Origin of the sequence: Mesorhizobium sp. CO1-1-11 (assembly GCF_020164995.1) — a bacterium.
In the GTDB taxonomy this organism is placed as follows: Bacteria; Pseudomonadota; Alphaproteobacteria; order Rhizobiales; family Rhizobiaceae; genus Mesorhizobium; species Mesorhizobium australicum.
The window spans coordinates 280986-294126 of record NZ_JAIUHE010000001.1; the positions used below are offsets into that span (position 1 = coordinate 280986).

A 13141-nucleotide genomic window follows, 5' to 3' on the forward strand; every position below is an offset into this window, starting at 1 on the left:
CCAGCCGGGAAGCCTGCATTGACCGGTCGTCTTAACGCCACCTACCTGATCGAAACCCGCTATCCCATGGAGGTCGCCGCGGCCGCGATGGCGGGTGAGCAATCGAGCGGGACATTCCGTCCGATCCCTGGGGAGACGCCGGAACTGCTGCTCAGATTTGGCGCGCGCGTCGAATTCATCGAGGATCTTGGCGAGGTCGATGGCGAGGCGTTGCCGTTTTCGCGCGCGCCCGGAGATGCGGCGGCCGTCAGGCCGCGCCGGGCCCAGGTGGGTCTTTCCTGGAACATCGAGAACATGGGCACCGTGCTGGCTTCGGTCTGGTCGACGGTGCTCGGCAATCTGTTCGAGCTGCATCATTTCTCGGCCATGCGTCTGCTCGACGTCAGCTTTCCCGATGTCTTCGCTGATGCCTATCCGGGGCCGGCTTTCGCTGTCGAAGGCACGCGTCGTCTGACCGGCGTCACGGGACGGCCGCTGATCGGCACCATCGTCAAACCGAGCGTCGGCCTTACGCCGCGGGAGACCGCGACCCTGGCCGATACGCTGATCTCAGCCGGCCTCGACTTCATCAAGGACGACGAACTGATGGGAGATCCCCCGCATTCGCCGTTCGAACAGCGGTTCGAGGCGGTCATGGCTGTCATCGACCGGCACGCCGACAGGACTGGGCGCAAGGTCATGTACGCGGCCAACATTTCCGGCGACATCGACGCCATGCGCCGCCAGCTTGACCTGATCGAGCGCCGTGGCGGCACCTGCGCCATGCTTGTCCTCAATTCCGTCGGCCTGTCGGGTGTCGTCAAGATGCGCCGGCATTCCGCCGTCGCGCTGCACGGCCATCGGGCGGGCTGGGGTCTCTTCAGCCGTTCTCCTGATGTCGGCATGAGCTATCTCGCCTACCAGAAATTCTGGCGCCTGGCCGGCATCGACCACATGCACGTCAACGGGCTGTCCAACAAGTTCTGCGAGCCCGACGATTCGGTGATGGCATCCGCCCACGCCTGCCTCACTCCGATGTTCGGCCGGGCCGACCGGCCCGATACGGTGATGCCGGTGTTTTCGTCCGGACAGACCGCGGTGCAGGCGGGCGAGACCTATGGAAGGCTCGGCACGAACGATTTCATCTATTGCTGCGGCGGCGGGATCATGGCGCATCCCGGCGGTCCGGCCGCCGGCGTTCAAAGTCTGCACGATGCTTTCGAAGCCGCCGCGGCAGGCATTCCCGCGCGCGACTACGCCGCCACGCATCCGGAACTCGAGGCCGCGCTGCAAGCGTTCGGCTGAACCTGCGCCATCGGCGCGCCATCAAGAGGAAATGGGAGAGAAGCAAATGACGACATCCGTGGCGGTGCTTGGAGCCGGAGGGAAGATGGGCTTCCGCGTGACACGCAAGCTGATCGAAGCAGGTTACGATGTCCGCGCCGTGGAGATCGGCGAGGCCGGCCGCAAGCGGTTGGGAGAAGCCGATATCGCCGCCGTCGCCATGGAGGAAGGCATTCCCAGCGCCAAGGTCGTGGTGATGGCTCTGCCGGACAACATCATCGGCCAGGTGACGCGGCAGGTCTCGCCGATGCTTGCCAAGGGCACCATGATCCTCGTTCTGGATGCGGCCGCACCCTATGCCGGCGACCTGCCGAAGGACAGGCCAGATCTCACCTATTTCGTCGGCCATCCGTGCCATCCGCCGCTGTTCGGCGACGAGACGGAGTGGGCCGCGCGTCGCGACTATCATGGCGGCATCGCCAGGCAGTCGATCGTCTGCGCCCTGATGCAGGGACCTGAAGAGGACTACGCGCTTGGCGAGGAGGTGTGCAAGGCGATGTGGTCGCCGATCATCGACAGCCACCGGGTGACGGTCGAACAGCTGGCGATCCTGGAGCCCGGCCTGTCCGAAATGGTCGCCATGCCCTTCGTCGACACGATGGTCGAGGCCGTCGAGGAGTGCGAGCGCAAATATGGTATTCCCAGGCAGGCCGCGCTCGACTTCCTGATCGGTCATCTGAATGTCGAGATCGCCATGTGGTTCGGCTTCTCGCCGAAAGTGCCGTCCGACGCCGCACTGCGCCTGATGCGCTTCGCCAAGGGCGTCGTGGTCCGTGACGACTGGCGCGAGGCACTCTCGCCGGCCAAGGTGAAGGAAGCCTCGGAATTGATCGTCTACGGCAAGGGAGCCTGAGCCCTGCCTTCGCGGATCATATCGGTCTCGACCGCTCTCTTCGACGGCTATTCCATGGAATTGGCCGTCGAGGAGATTGCCGCTGTGGGTGCCGCCCATGTCGAGCCGGCCTTTATCAGCGGCTATGTCGATTTCGACGAGGGTCTGTTTGCGGCTGCGCACGCCGCGAAGCTGCGCCGGGCAGCGGAACATGCCGGGCTGGGCATCAACGCCGTATCGGCTCATATCGACCTGTCGGGGCCCGATGCGATCGAAGCATTGTCCCGGCGGATCGGCTTTGCCGCTGGTCTTGGCGCTTCGTTCCTGATCACCAATGCCGGTCCGGCGAGAAACAGCACGGCGATCCGCGCGACGATCGACGCTCTCCTGCCGAGGCTGGAGGAGGCCGGCATGGTTCTGGCGCTCGAAAACCCCGGACATGGCAGTGGCGATCTGCTCGGCAGCGCGCGATCGGGGGCAAGCTTCGTCCGCGACATCGGATCGCCGTACGTCCGCCTGAACCACGATGCCGGCAACATCTTCACCTACAGCGGCGAGACGATGCAGCCGGCGCAAGATATCGCCGATGCCATCGATACGGTTGGACATGCTCATCTGAAGGATGTCGTCAGCACCGGCGAGGGATGGGCCTTCTGCGCCATCGGCGACGGCTCTGTCGACTATGCATCCTACTGGGCCGTGCTGCCCGCCACGCTGCCAGTCAGCATCGAACTGCCATTGCGGCTGCAGCGCCCGCAGCGCAATGATCCCCAGCGGCGAAGCACGCCGGTGGATATCGGCACCATTCGCGGCGCCTTGCGGCGCTCGCTGGAATTTGTGAACGCGCTGGACAATGCCGAGTTCTGAGCGCGGCCCGCCTATCCCCGCTCGGGGAACATCGCCTTCAGCCCCTCGCGCGACGCTTTGGCGATGCCGCGCTCGGTGATCAGCCCGGTGACCAGCCGCGCCGGCGTCACGTCGAAGGCGGGGTTTGCCGCAGGCGTTGCTTCGGGCGAGACGCGAACCTGGGCGATCTCGCCGCTCGCTGTCTTGCCCCACACCAGCGAAACCTCGTCGCCGGAGCGCTCCTCGATCGGGATTTCGGCAAGTCCGTCGCCCACCGTCCAGTCGATGGTCGGCGAAGGCAGCGCAACGTAGAACGGCACGTCGTTGTCCGCGGCGGCGAGCGCCTTCAGATAGGTGCCGATCTTGTTGCAGACGTCGCCGTCGGCGGTGGTGCGGTCGGTGCCGACGATGACCATGTCGATTGCGCCGCGCTGCATCAGATGGCCCCCGGCATTGTCGACGATCAGCGTGTGCGGCACGCCGTGGCCAGCCATCTCCCAGGCGGTGAGTTGGGCGCCCTGGTTGCGTGGGCGTGTTTCATCGACATAGACATGGACCGGAATGCCGGCTTCGACAGCGAGGTAGATCGGTGAAGTGGCTGTCCCGTAGTCGACCGTCGCCAGCCAGCCGGCATTGCAGTGGGTGAGGATATTGACCGTCTCGCCCGGCTGCTTGCGCGCCGCGATATCCTTGATGATGGCGAGACCGTTCTCGCCGATGGCGCGGTTGAGCCCGACATCCTCGTCGGCGATCTCATTGGCACGCCGGTAGGCGGCCGCGGCGCGTTCACCAAGCGGCAACGGCCGCAGGAAACGCCGCATCTCGTCGAGCGCCCAGCGCAGGTTGATTGCCGTCGGCCTGGTATCGTGCAGTACCTCCCACACAGTGTCGAGCGCTTCGTCGGATGCATCATCCGTCATCTGCATGGCGACGCCATAGGCCGCGGTGACCCCGATCAACGGTGCGCCACGCACCCACATGTCGCGGATCGCGGTGGCGATGCCGGCGACCGTGACGAGCTTCTCGATACGGAACTCATGCGGCAGCCAGCGCTGGTCGATAATCTCCACCGAGCGGCCGTCGTCGCTCAGCCAGATGGTCCGAAAGTGGCGGTCGCCGACGTTCAAATGCTGTTCTCCTGTTCGATCAGCGCGGCCAGATTGTTGACCTCGTCGATGCTGTGGATCTGGCGCCGATTGACGGCGATGTGGCGGCCGAATTTCAGTGCCTTCGCCTCACAACTGGCGCGCAGATCTTCATCGGCAATGGTCTCGAAGTCGGCATTGTGGGCGAGGCCAAGGATGCGCCTGTGAACCTCGATGCCGGCAAAGCCGAGCAGATCGTCCCAGATCTGATGCAGGACATTATCGAGTGCCTGCTCGGCGCCCAGCCGGTCGCCCTGATCCTCGAACAGGCTTTTTTGATAGAGCATGCCGGTGCGCTCGGTGCGCCATAACAGCGAGAACTCGGCGCGGAACACGGCCCAGGTCTCGGCCGTGACGCCGAGCAGATAGGCACGCATGGCGTCGCGCCTGCCGTTCTGCTCATGCCCGCGCTGCGAGAAGAAGGACATCCAGAAATTGGCGAGCAGCATGCCGACGTCGAAGGCCATCGGGCCGTAGAAGGCGAACTCCGGATCGATCATCCGCGTTTCCTGATCGGTGACCATGATCGAGCCGGAATGCAGGTCGCCATGCAAAAGCGTCTCGGCATTGGCGGCGAACATATGCTTCAGCCGCTGCGCCTCCACCTTGAGGTCGCGGTCGGCCCGCAGTTCCGCCACCAGCCTATCGAGCTGCGGACTGGTGTGGCGGTTCATCTTGGCGTCGAAATAGGGGTCGGAAAACACCAGGTTCTCGGTGATGTCGCAAAGCTCGACATTGTCGGCGAACAGCGCCAAATCCGCCTTGCGCTCCTTGGTCACCATCGACAGGTCCGAACCGCGAAACAGCGTGCGGGCCATGAACAGGCCGATATCCCTGGCAATGTTCGGCAGTCGGCGCCCATCGATCAGGGCGCGCCTGAGAATGATGTGGGGCGGTGCCAGATATTCCATGATGATCAGCGCCTGGACCTCGTCGAAGTAGTAGATCGCCGGCACCGAGCCCGGCGCGCGCGCCTCTTGCCGGGTCAGTGCGTGGTATTCGAAGAAGGAGCGTTTTAGCGGCAGCGGCCAGCTGTCGCCCACCAGGCGGACATAGGGCAGGGCCTGCTTGACGATGGCGCCGCCACTGGCGCCTTCGACGATGAACACCAGGTTCAGATTGCCGTCGCCAACCTCGCGAACTTTCCAGGCGCTCGCATCCTTGCCGATCTTCGCGCACAGCGCTTCGTTCGTGCCGAGACGGGTTGCGAGCGTCTCCACCGACAATGCTTCGAACGGCAAGTTCCCAGTCATCCTTGTTCCCTCCCGCCTATGTGCTCCGATCATAAGGAGCCCAAGCGGCGGGGCCAAGCTAGGAAGCTGTCTGGCAATTGTCAATCGTGTTGACAATTGCCTACATTGACCATAGCGTCATGACCAGGGAGGAACGCATGGTCGGCAATGCCGTGTTCCGCGTAGAGGGACTGAGGAAATCCTTTGGCCGCAACGAGGTGCTTGGCGGCATCGGGGTGAACCTCCATGCCGGCGAAGTGACCGTGCTGATGGGCGCCAACGGCGCCGGCAAATCCACCCTCGTCAAGATCATCAGCGGCGTCTACGAGCGTGGCGGCGGCTCGATGACCCTCGCCGGTGCGGAGTTCGCGCCGAACAAGCCGGCGGAAGCGATCCGCGCGGGTGTCGTCACCGTGCACCAGAACATCAATGACGGCGTGGTCGCCGATCTCGATGTCGCCACCAATCTCACGCTCGACCGGCTGAGCGGCCGGGGCGTGCCGACCCTGTTCAATCCCGCTCGCGTGCGCCGTGAGGCCAAGGCGGTCGCCGACCGCATGGGGCTGGCCATCGATTTGAAGGCGCGCGTCAGCGATCTTTCGCTGGCCGACCGCCAGATGGTGGCGATTGCCCGGGCGCTGGCGCACCAGCCGAAAGTGCTGATCCTCGATGAGCCGACCTCGTCGCTCTCCAGTGCCGAGGCCGACAGGCTGTTCGCGCTGGTCGACCGTCTGCGCGAGCAGGGCGTGGCGATCCTCTATATCTCGCATCGCATGTCGGACATCAGGCGGCTCGCCGACCGCATCGTCTCGATGCGCGACGGTGTCGTCTCGGGCGCCTTCGATGCCAAGCCGCTCGATTATGAAGGCGCGGTCAACGCCATGCTCGGCCGCAAGATCCATCTCGACCGGATCGTGGCCAGGAGTTCCGCCAGGGCGGTCCTGAGCGTCGAAGGCCTGCGCATCGCGCAGGGCGCCAAGCCGATGTCGCTGACACTCGGCGATGGCGAGGTCGTCGCCATCACCGGCCTCGTCGGCGTCGGCAAGACCGCGCTTGCCGAGACGCTGTTCGGTGTGCGCCGGCCGCTCGACGGCACCATGACGATGAACGGCAAGCCTTATGCGCCGCGCTCGGCGGGCGACGCGATCGCCGCCGGCGTGTTCCTCGTCGCCAAGGATCGTGCGACCAGCGGCATCGTCGACGGCTTCAACATCGAGCGCAATGTCAGCCTGCCGTTTCTGAAGCGCATGTCCAGTCTGAGCGTGCTCAGGCGCCGCCTCGAACGCGCCACCGCGCGCAGGCAGATCGAGCAACTGGGCATCGTCTGCCGCTCCGAGAAGGACGAGATGTCGGCGCTGTCGGGCGGCAACCAGCAGAAGGTGATGGTCGCCCGCTGGATGGCGCAGAATGCCGCGCTGTTCATCCTCGACGAGCCGTTCCAGGGCGTCGACATTTCGGCCCGGCGCGACATCGCCGCCAAGCTGAGGGCCAGCGCCAATGGCCGCGCCACGCTTCTGTTCGTCACCGAACTCGACGAAGCGCTGGAGACGGCAGACCGCATCCTGGTGATGTCGGAGCACACGATCGTCGGCGAACACCGCAATGCCGATGTCGACCTCGACCGCCTGCTGGCCGAGGTTGCCGGTGGACCGCTGCACAGCGCTGCCTGAGCGTGGCGGCCGATGGAATTAGAATGGAGAGACCATGGCTGCGAGTTGGGTAAATGGGGCAGCGGCGCCGGGGTGCGCCGAATGACGCTGCGCGACTACGCCATCCGCTATGGGTTCATCGTGCTGCTGTTCGGATTGGTCGCCTATTTCGCGATCGCCGCCGACGGGTTCGTTTCGCCGCAAAGTGCCGTCTTCATCTTCCAGTCTGTCGCCATTACCGGTGTGCTGGCGCTCGGTGTTACCGCCACGCTTGTCGTCGGCGGCTTCGACCTGTCGATCGGTTCGGTCGCAACCTCTGCCATGATGGCTGCGGCCTATGTGATGGTGGTGCTGGAGCAAAACGCGTTCGTGGCGGTCATCGTCTGCCTGTTGATTGGCGCCATTGTCGGCCTGATCAATGGCTGGCTGATCGTCTACATGCGTGTACCCGATCTGCTGGCGACGCTCGGGATGATGTTCCTGCTGGTCGGCCTGCAGCGCATCCCCACGGAAGGCCGCTCGATCGCCACCGGCATGACCATGCCCGATGGCTCGGTCGCCAGCGGCAAGTTCTCCGATGCCTTCCTGGCGCTCGGCCGCCACCGCTTCGACTTCTTCATCCCAAACCTCATCCCGGTCTCGGTCGTCGTGCTTCTGGTGCTGGCCGTGCTGATCTGGTTCTTCCTCGAATACACCCGCTTCGGCCGCATGATGTATGCGGTCGGCAGCAATGAGCGCGCCGCCGAACTCGCTGGCGCGCCTGTCAAGGCATACAAGATCTGGGCCTACGTTATTTCAGGCGTTTTTGCCTCGATCGGCGGCATTTTGCTCGCGGCCCGGCTTGGACGCGGCGACATCGCCTCGGGTAATAATCTGCTGCTCGATGCGGTTGCCGCGGCGCTGATCGGCTACGCGGTGCTCGGCGCCGCCAAGCCGAACGCCTTTGGCACCGCCATCGGCGCGCTGTTCGTCGGCATCTTGCTGCAAGGCCTGACAATGATGAACGCGCCTTACTACACGCAGGATTTCGTCAAGGGCGTGGTTCTGGTCGTCGCCCTTGTCTTCACCTTTGCCCTTTCGGGCAGGGGCAGGAACTAGCATTCGGCCGGATAGGATTTTGGGTTCAACAAAAGTGGAGGAAAACAAGGTGAACATCACTAGAAGACTTCTGGGGAAAGTGGCGCTCGGGCTCGCCGGCGCAACCATGCTGATGCAGGGGGCATTTGCCGCCGACAAGCCGGCGCCGTTCGACAAACCCGGCGTCAAGATCGCACTGGTTCGCTATCTCTCGACCGGCGACTTCTTCCAGGCGTATCTGTCGGGCGTCGAGGCGCAGTCGAAGGCGCTCGGTATCGACCTGCGCGTGCTCGACAGCCGCCAGGACGCCGCCCTTCAATCCGACATGGTCGACCAGGCCATCGCGCTCGGCGTGCAGGGCATCATCATCCAGCACGGCCTGACGGAATCGATGAAGGACGCCGCGCAGCGCGCCGTCGACGCCGGCATCAAGGTGGTGGCATTCGACGTCAATGTCGAAAACCCCAAGATCCCGCAAATCGAACAGTCGGACAAAGATCTGGCACGGCTGGCGCTCGAACAGGCAGTCAAGGACAATGGCGAAAGCTGGAACGCCGGCTATGTCTATGTCGCCGGCATCGCTCCGCTCGACCGCCGCAACGAGACCTGGGTCGACGTCAAGAAAAAATATGCCGGCATAAAGGAAGCCGCCATGTTCGGCACGCTCGACAATCCGATCGCCAACTCCGTCGCCAACCAGGCGCGCTCAGTGCTGTCGGCGCACCCCGACATCAACGTGATGTTCGCGCCCTATGACGAGTTCGCCAAGGGCGTGAAGATCGCCGTCGACGAGGCCGGCCTGAACAAAAAGATCAAGATCTATTCGGCCGATATTTCGACGTCCGACATCGCTGCGATGCGCGAGCCCGACAGTGCCTGGGCGGCTACTGCGGCGACCAACCCGGCCGTCGTCGGCCAGGTCTCGGTGCGCGCCCTGGCGCAACTGCTCGCCGGCGAAGATCCCGGCCACAACGTCATCGTGCCGCCGACGCTGATCACCCAGAAGGAGCTGATCGACAAGGACATCAAGAACATGGAAGACTTGTCGGCCAAGCTGCCGCAGTTCGCCCATGCCGATGTCGCCATGCCGACATGGATGCCGAACCCGAACGCGAAGTAGCGCGGCACCAATAGGAAAGCGAAAGGGCGGCTATGAACCGCCCTTTCGTATCGATGTTCAGCCTTCCGGTTACAACCAGTGTTCCGGATCGCGCATTCCATGAACGATCGCTACGACCAGTACACCGTCCGGCTGTGGTTCATAGATGACGATATAGCGGCCTTCGATGAGCACGCGGGCCGTCGCGCTCAATTCCGGCCGGGCCGAACCCATCTTGGGATGCCCTGCCGCCAGTTCCATCTTGTCGAAAATGCGCATCAGCAGCTTATCGGCTGCCTTTTCATTTTCGATTGCGATGGTGTGCCAGATGTCGCGCAAATCCTGCGAGGCGCGCGGAGTAAGCCTGTATTTAGCCACCGGCGCGGCGTTCTGCATTCAGGCCCCGAATGAACTCGACGGGTTCGACTTCGACTGGGTTGCCGCTGGCCATGCCGTCGGCGTAGGCCCGTTTCAACTGATCCAGTTCCAGGGCACGCAATTGCTCGCGCTGCTCCCAAAGGCGCAAGGCTTCGCGGACGATTTCACTGTTCGAGGCGTATCCTCCGCCCTCGACGGCGCTCTGCAGGCGGGCGACCTGCTGCGGCGTAAGCGATATGGTCAGGGTGCGCATAGGTTCAGCTTTCATACCGACTATATATAGCGCACCTCACAAGGACTAACAATGTTTACTAGTCTTCGTCTCGATCCTGCCTGGCGCTAAAAGGATAGCAGAGATTGCCTTATCGCAGCGCCGCCGCGATATTGCCGCCGTCGACCGTCGTCACATCGGCGGTCGTCCGGTCGGCCAGGGCATGGTGCAGGAAGGCCTGCGCCACGTCCTGCGCGGTCACTTCCTGGCCGAGCAGATTGCCGGACATGTATTCCTTCTCCGACACGCCGCGTGCGCCCGAGCGGCTGGCGATCATGGCGTCGGTCAAAAGCCCGGAGCGGATGCGGTCGGCGTTGACGGCGTTGGAACGGATGCCATGGGCGCCGTAGTCGAGCGCGTATTGCCTTGACAGGAACAGCGTCGCCGCTTTCGGCACGCCATAGGCGCCGAATTTCGGACCCGGATTGACCGCCTGCTTGGAGGTGTTGAACAACAGCGCCCCACCTGTACCTTGTTCCAGCATGATGCGCACGGCGTTCTGCGCCGCCGACTGGTGAGCGAAGAAATTGAGCTCGAAGCTCTTGCGCAGCAGCGTATCGTCAAGCTCGCCGATGCGGCCTTCCCAGGCAGCACCCGCATTGGACACCAATATGTCGACGCCGCCGAAGACGGCGACCGCCTTGTCGAAGGCGGCACGCATCTGGTCCGGGTCGGTGATGTCGGCGCCGACGCCAATCGAATTGTTGCCAGCTTTCCTGGCGGCATCGGCGGCCTTTTCGGCGTCGAGATCGACGACGACGGCATGAGCGCCATTGTCGGCGAACAGTTTTGCGGTCGCCGCACCAATCGCACCGGCGCCGCCGGTGATCAGCACCACTTGGCCGGTCAGCGGCTTCGGCTTGTTGGAGGCGAGCTTGGCCTGTTCCAGCGACCAGTATTCGAGCGGGAACAGGTCGGCCTTGGATAGCGGGTGGAAACGCCCGACGGCCTCGGCGCCGCGCACGGCCTCGATCCACATCTCGCCAACGTCCGAGGCGATCCTGGCATCCTTCAGCGTGCGGCCATGGCCGAACATGCCGAGCCCCGGCACCAGCGTCAGCCGGGGCATCGGATCGAGCATGGTGCGCTTGACGTCGTCGAGCGCGTCATTGGTCTCGAAATAGGCGCGGTAATCCTTGGCGAAAGCGTCGACATGGCTCTGGATTACGGCCTTGTAGTCGCCGATCTTGTCGGCATCGGGCGCCGGCACGGCCAGCGGCCCGGTCTTGATGCGGATCGACAGATCCGGCGTCGACACGCCGCGTCCTGCATAGTCGGCGATCTCTGCAGAATTGATGAAATCGACAATCGCGTCCGAGGTGCGGAAGTCAGAGATCATGCGGTCGAAGCGGCCTTCGCCGCGTGGCGCCGCTACAGCGCCGCGCAGCATGGGCGCGATCGCCGCCGGTGACGCTAGCCTTGCCGGCAGCGCTATCTTCGCAGTCTTCGGTTTGGCATGCTCGGCCACATAATCCTCGGCGACGTTCACATAGTGGATCATCCGGTCATAGGCCTGCCTGGCATCGTCGCCGAAAGTGAAGATGCCGTGCTTGTCGAGGATCAGGCCTTCCACCGTCGGGTCGGCGTCGAAGACATCGGCCGCCGCCTTGGCGAGATCGAAGCCCGGCATGATGTAGGGCACATAGCCCATTTTTGCTCCGAACACCTTTGCCACCAGCGGCTTGCTGTCTTCCTGGTCGACGATAGCCAGGATAGCGGTCGAGTGGGTGTGGTCGACGAACTTGTGCGGCAGGAAGGCATGCAGCAGGGTCTCGACCGAAGGGTTGGGCGAGGCGGGGTCGATCAGGTTGGCCCGCTGTAATGCGACCATGTTCTCGTCGGAAAGCCTGTCCAGCTTGCGCGCCTTGAGCAGGGCGCCCATCTTGACCGCCGGCAGGCCCTGCGGCTCGATGACGGCCATGTCCCAGCCGCTGCCCTTGACGCACAGCACGTCCCATTCGTCACCGACGAGGTCGGTCGCCTTGATCTTGCAGGAGGTGTTGCCGCCGCCATGCAGGACCAGTTGCGGCACGCCGCCCAGAAGCCGCGTCGTGTAGACACGCAACGCCAGATCGCGGCCGACGCCCTTCTTCGCGTAGTCGGCAACGAGTTGTTCGGCCGCGTCGTCGTTCCACAGATTCTTCATGTTCGCTTCGTCCAGTTGCTGTCTTTGATGGTGAACAGGAATGCCGCGACGCCTTGATGACGATGCGCCGGCAAAGGATTGGTTTTCAGGACGCCTTTTCTGCTGACGTTCCGGCATGATCGAGCAGCCGCTGCGCCATATGCGCGCCGACCACCAGATGCGTGCAGAGGCCGCCGGCGATCGCGGCGAGCAGCGGCTCGAACTTGCTGTCTTCCTGCACGACCATCAGCCGCTTACCGATGACGCGCAGTGAAGCAAGCCCCGCCGAGATGACCCGCCGGTTGTAGCTGCAGTCGAGCAACTCGCCACGGGCATCGATGATCTGCCCGGCAATGACACCCGCGGCACCTTCCCTGCGCAGCGCCGCCATCTCGGCTGCCGTCAGCGCGCCGCACTTCACCAGATGGCTGTCGGCATCGACCGCGCCGATGGAGTAGAGCGCAAGATCGCAGTCGCTGATCCCGGCAAGCTGGTCGCGGATCACAGGTTCGGCGCGCAGGCCTTGCGCCAGTTCCTCGGTCGACAGCACCAGGGGCGCGTAGAAGTTGAGGCCCTTGGCATTGAGCCGGCGCGCGATTTCCATAGTGCATTGATCGGGCCGGTAGGAATAGGGTGCGCCGAGATTGCCGCAGAGCTGCACCACGGTGACGTCCTGCAGGTCGGCATAGGACATGATGTCGGCGATGGTGTAGACGGTGCGGCCCCAGGCGACGCCGATGCGGTCGCCTTTCCCGACGAGTTCCAGGAAAACGCTTGCCGCCAGCACCGCGATATCGGTCGAGGGGTCGGCGAGATAGGCGTTCTCAGGCGCGATCCAGACGGCGTCGAGCTTCAGGGCGTCTTCCAGTCTACGCGCCATGACGTCGTCGGTGAAGAGCTGCGTCGAGGTCGAGATGTTGACGATGCCTGTCTCGCGCGCCTTGCGCAGATACATGGCGACGGAGGCGCGCGAAATGTTGAGTTGATTGGCCACTTCGTCCTGGCGAAGCCCATGGGCATAGTAAAGCCAGGCCGCCTTGTGGATGAGCTGTTCTGCCGGTCGGATCGCCATGCCGCCTCCTTGGCTGACATTAGTCACGGCTCTCGACAAAAGTCAAATTTGGGTAAACAGGAAGAGATCTCCTGCCGGCGCGGCACAGACCC

Annotated in this window: 12 protein-coding genes; 6 read left to right on the forward strand and 6 right to left on the reverse strand. The window is 63.8% G+C overall.

Going from position 1 to position 13141, the window contains the following annotated elements:
* Window positions 1-18: 18 nt before the first annotated feature.
* The 3 genes from LB554_RS01370 to LB554_RS01380 are packed head-to-tail and all read left to right on the forward strand — an operon-like array spanning window position 19 to window position 3022.
* Window positions 19-1284: a ribulose-bisphosphate carboxylase large subunit family protein gene (locus tag LB554_RS01370; protein WP_263485684.1), complete on the forward strand. Its 1266-nt coding sequence runs from the start codon at window positions 19-21 to the stop codon at window positions 1282-1284.
* 46 nt (window positions 1285-1330) lie between these two features.
* A complete protein-coding gene (locus LB554_RS01375) occupies window positions 1331-2176 on the forward strand; it encodes a phosphogluconate dehydrogenase C-terminal domain-containing protein (RefSeq protein ID WP_224582820.1) in 846 nt (281 codons plus the stop codon).
* Window positions 2177-2230: 54 nt separating this feature from the next.
* The gene (locus LB554_RS01380) at window positions 2231-3022 is read left to right on the forward strand and encodes a sugar phosphate isomerase/epimerase family protein (protein WP_224582822.1); all 792 of its coding nucleotides are present in this window, start codon (window positions 2231-2233) and stop codon (window positions 3020-3022) included.
* Window positions 3023-3033: 11 nt separating this feature from the next.
* Here LB554_RS01380 and mtnA read toward each other — a convergent pair whose 3' ends face one another.
* Complete coding sequence (gene mtnA / locus LB554_RS01385) at window positions 3034-4128, reverse strand: S-methyl-5-thioribose-1-phosphate isomerase (protein WP_224582824.1); 1095 nt, start codon at window positions 4126-4128, stop codon at window positions 3034-3036.
* Window positions 4125-5399: an S-methyl-5-thioribose kinase gene (gene mtnK, locus LB554_RS01390; protein WP_140617386.1), complete on the reverse strand. Its 1275-nt coding sequence runs from the start codon at window positions 5397-5399 to the stop codon at window positions 4125-4127. The genes mtnA and mtnK overlap by 4 nt, the downstream gene beginning before the upstream one ends.
* Window positions 5400-5536: 137 nt before the next feature.
* On the opposite strand from mtnK, the gene LB554_RS01395 reads away from it, so the two are divergent.
* From LB554_RS01395 to LB554_RS01405, 3 genes are all read left to right on the forward strand, one after another.
* Window positions 5537-7048 carry a sugar ABC transporter ATP-binding protein gene (locus LB554_RS01395; RefSeq protein ID WP_224582911.1) on the forward strand — a complete coding sequence of 504 codons (1512 nt, stop codon included), beginning with the start codon at window positions 5537-5539 and terminating at the stop codon, window positions 7046-7048.
* An 81-nt stretch (window positions 7049-7129) separates the two neighbouring features.
* Window positions 7130-8125 (forward strand): ABC transporter permease, encoded by a 996-nt coding sequence (locus tag LB554_RS01400; RefSeq protein ID WP_140823384.1) that lies wholly within the window; start codon window positions 7130-7132, stop codon window positions 8123-8125.
* 49 nt (window positions 8126-8174) lie between these two features.
* Window positions 8175-9224, forward strand: a complete 1050-nt coding sequence (locus LB554_RS01405) for a substrate-binding domain-containing protein (RefSeq protein WP_015318930.1) — start codon at window positions 8175-8177, stop codon at window positions 9222-9224.
* Window positions 9225-9293: 69 nt separating this feature from the next.
* On the opposite strand, the gene LB554_RS01410 is transcribed toward LB554_RS01405, so the two are convergent.
* From LB554_RS01410 to LB554_RS01425, 4 genes are all read right to left on the reverse strand, one after another.
* On the reverse strand, window positions 9294-9599 hold the full coding sequence (locus tag LB554_RS01410; RefSeq protein ID WP_224582826.1) for a type II toxin-antitoxin system RelE/ParE family toxin: 306 nt from the start codon (window positions 9597-9599) through the stop codon (window positions 9294-9296).
* Window positions 9574-9834 carry a type II toxin-antitoxin system ParD family antitoxin gene (locus LB554_RS01415; RefSeq protein WP_181171256.1) on the reverse strand — a complete coding sequence of 87 codons (261 nt, stop codon included), beginning with the start codon at window positions 9832-9834 and terminating at the stop codon, window positions 9574-9576. Before LB554_RS01415 ends, LB554_RS01410 begins: the two co-directional genes overlap by 26 nt.
* Before the next feature lie 109 nt (window positions 9835-9943).
* Window positions 9944-11998: a bifunctional aldolase/short-chain dehydrogenase gene (locus tag LB554_RS01420; RefSeq protein ID WP_224582828.1), complete on the reverse strand. Its 2055-nt coding sequence runs from the start codon at window positions 11996-11998 to the stop codon at window positions 9944-9946.
* Between the two features lie 85 nt (window positions 11999-12083).
* Window positions 12084-13049: a sugar-binding transcriptional regulator gene (locus LB554_RS01425; RefSeq protein WP_140715138.1), complete on the reverse strand. Its 966-nt coding sequence runs from the start codon at window positions 13047-13049 to the stop codon at window positions 12084-12086.
* Between the last annotated feature and the right edge of the window lie 92 nt (window positions 13050-13141).

Coding starts and splice junctions, on each gene's coding strand:
- LB554_RS01420 (WP_224582828.1), bottom strand. CDS start 11,998: ATGAAGAATCTGTGGAACGACGACGCGGCCGAACAACTCGTTGCCGAC.
- mtnK (WP_140617386.1), bottom strand. CDS start 5,399: ATGACTGGGAACTTGCCGTTCGAAGCATTGTCGGTGGAGACGCTCGCA.
- LB554_RS01415 (WP_181171256.1), bottom strand. CDS start 9,834: ATGCGCACCCTGACCATATCGCTTACGCCGCAGCAGGTCGCCCGCCTG.
- LB554_RS01375 (WP_224582820.1), top strand. CDS start 1,331: ATGACGACATCCGTGGCGGTGCTTGGAGCCGGAGGGAAGATGGGCTTC.
- LB554_RS01395 (WP_224582911.1), top strand. CDS start 5,537: ATGGTCGGCAATGCCGTGTTCCGCGTAGAGGGACTGAGGAAATCCTTT.
- LB554_RS01380 (WP_224582822.1), top strand. CDS start 2,231: ATGGAATTGGCCGTCGAGGAGATTGCCGCTGTGGGTGCCGCCCATGTC.
- LB554_RS01410 (WP_224582826.1), bottom strand. CDS start 9,599: ATGCAGAACGCCGCGCCGGTGGCTAAATACAGGCTTACTCCGCGCGCC.
- LB554_RS01400 (WP_140823384.1), top strand. CDS start 7,130: ATGACGCTGCGCGACTACGCCATCCGCTATGGGTTCATCGTGCTGCTG.
- LB554_RS01425 (WP_140715138.1), bottom strand. CDS start 13,049: ATGGCGATCCGACCGGCAGAACAGCTCATCCACAAGGCGGCCTGGCTT.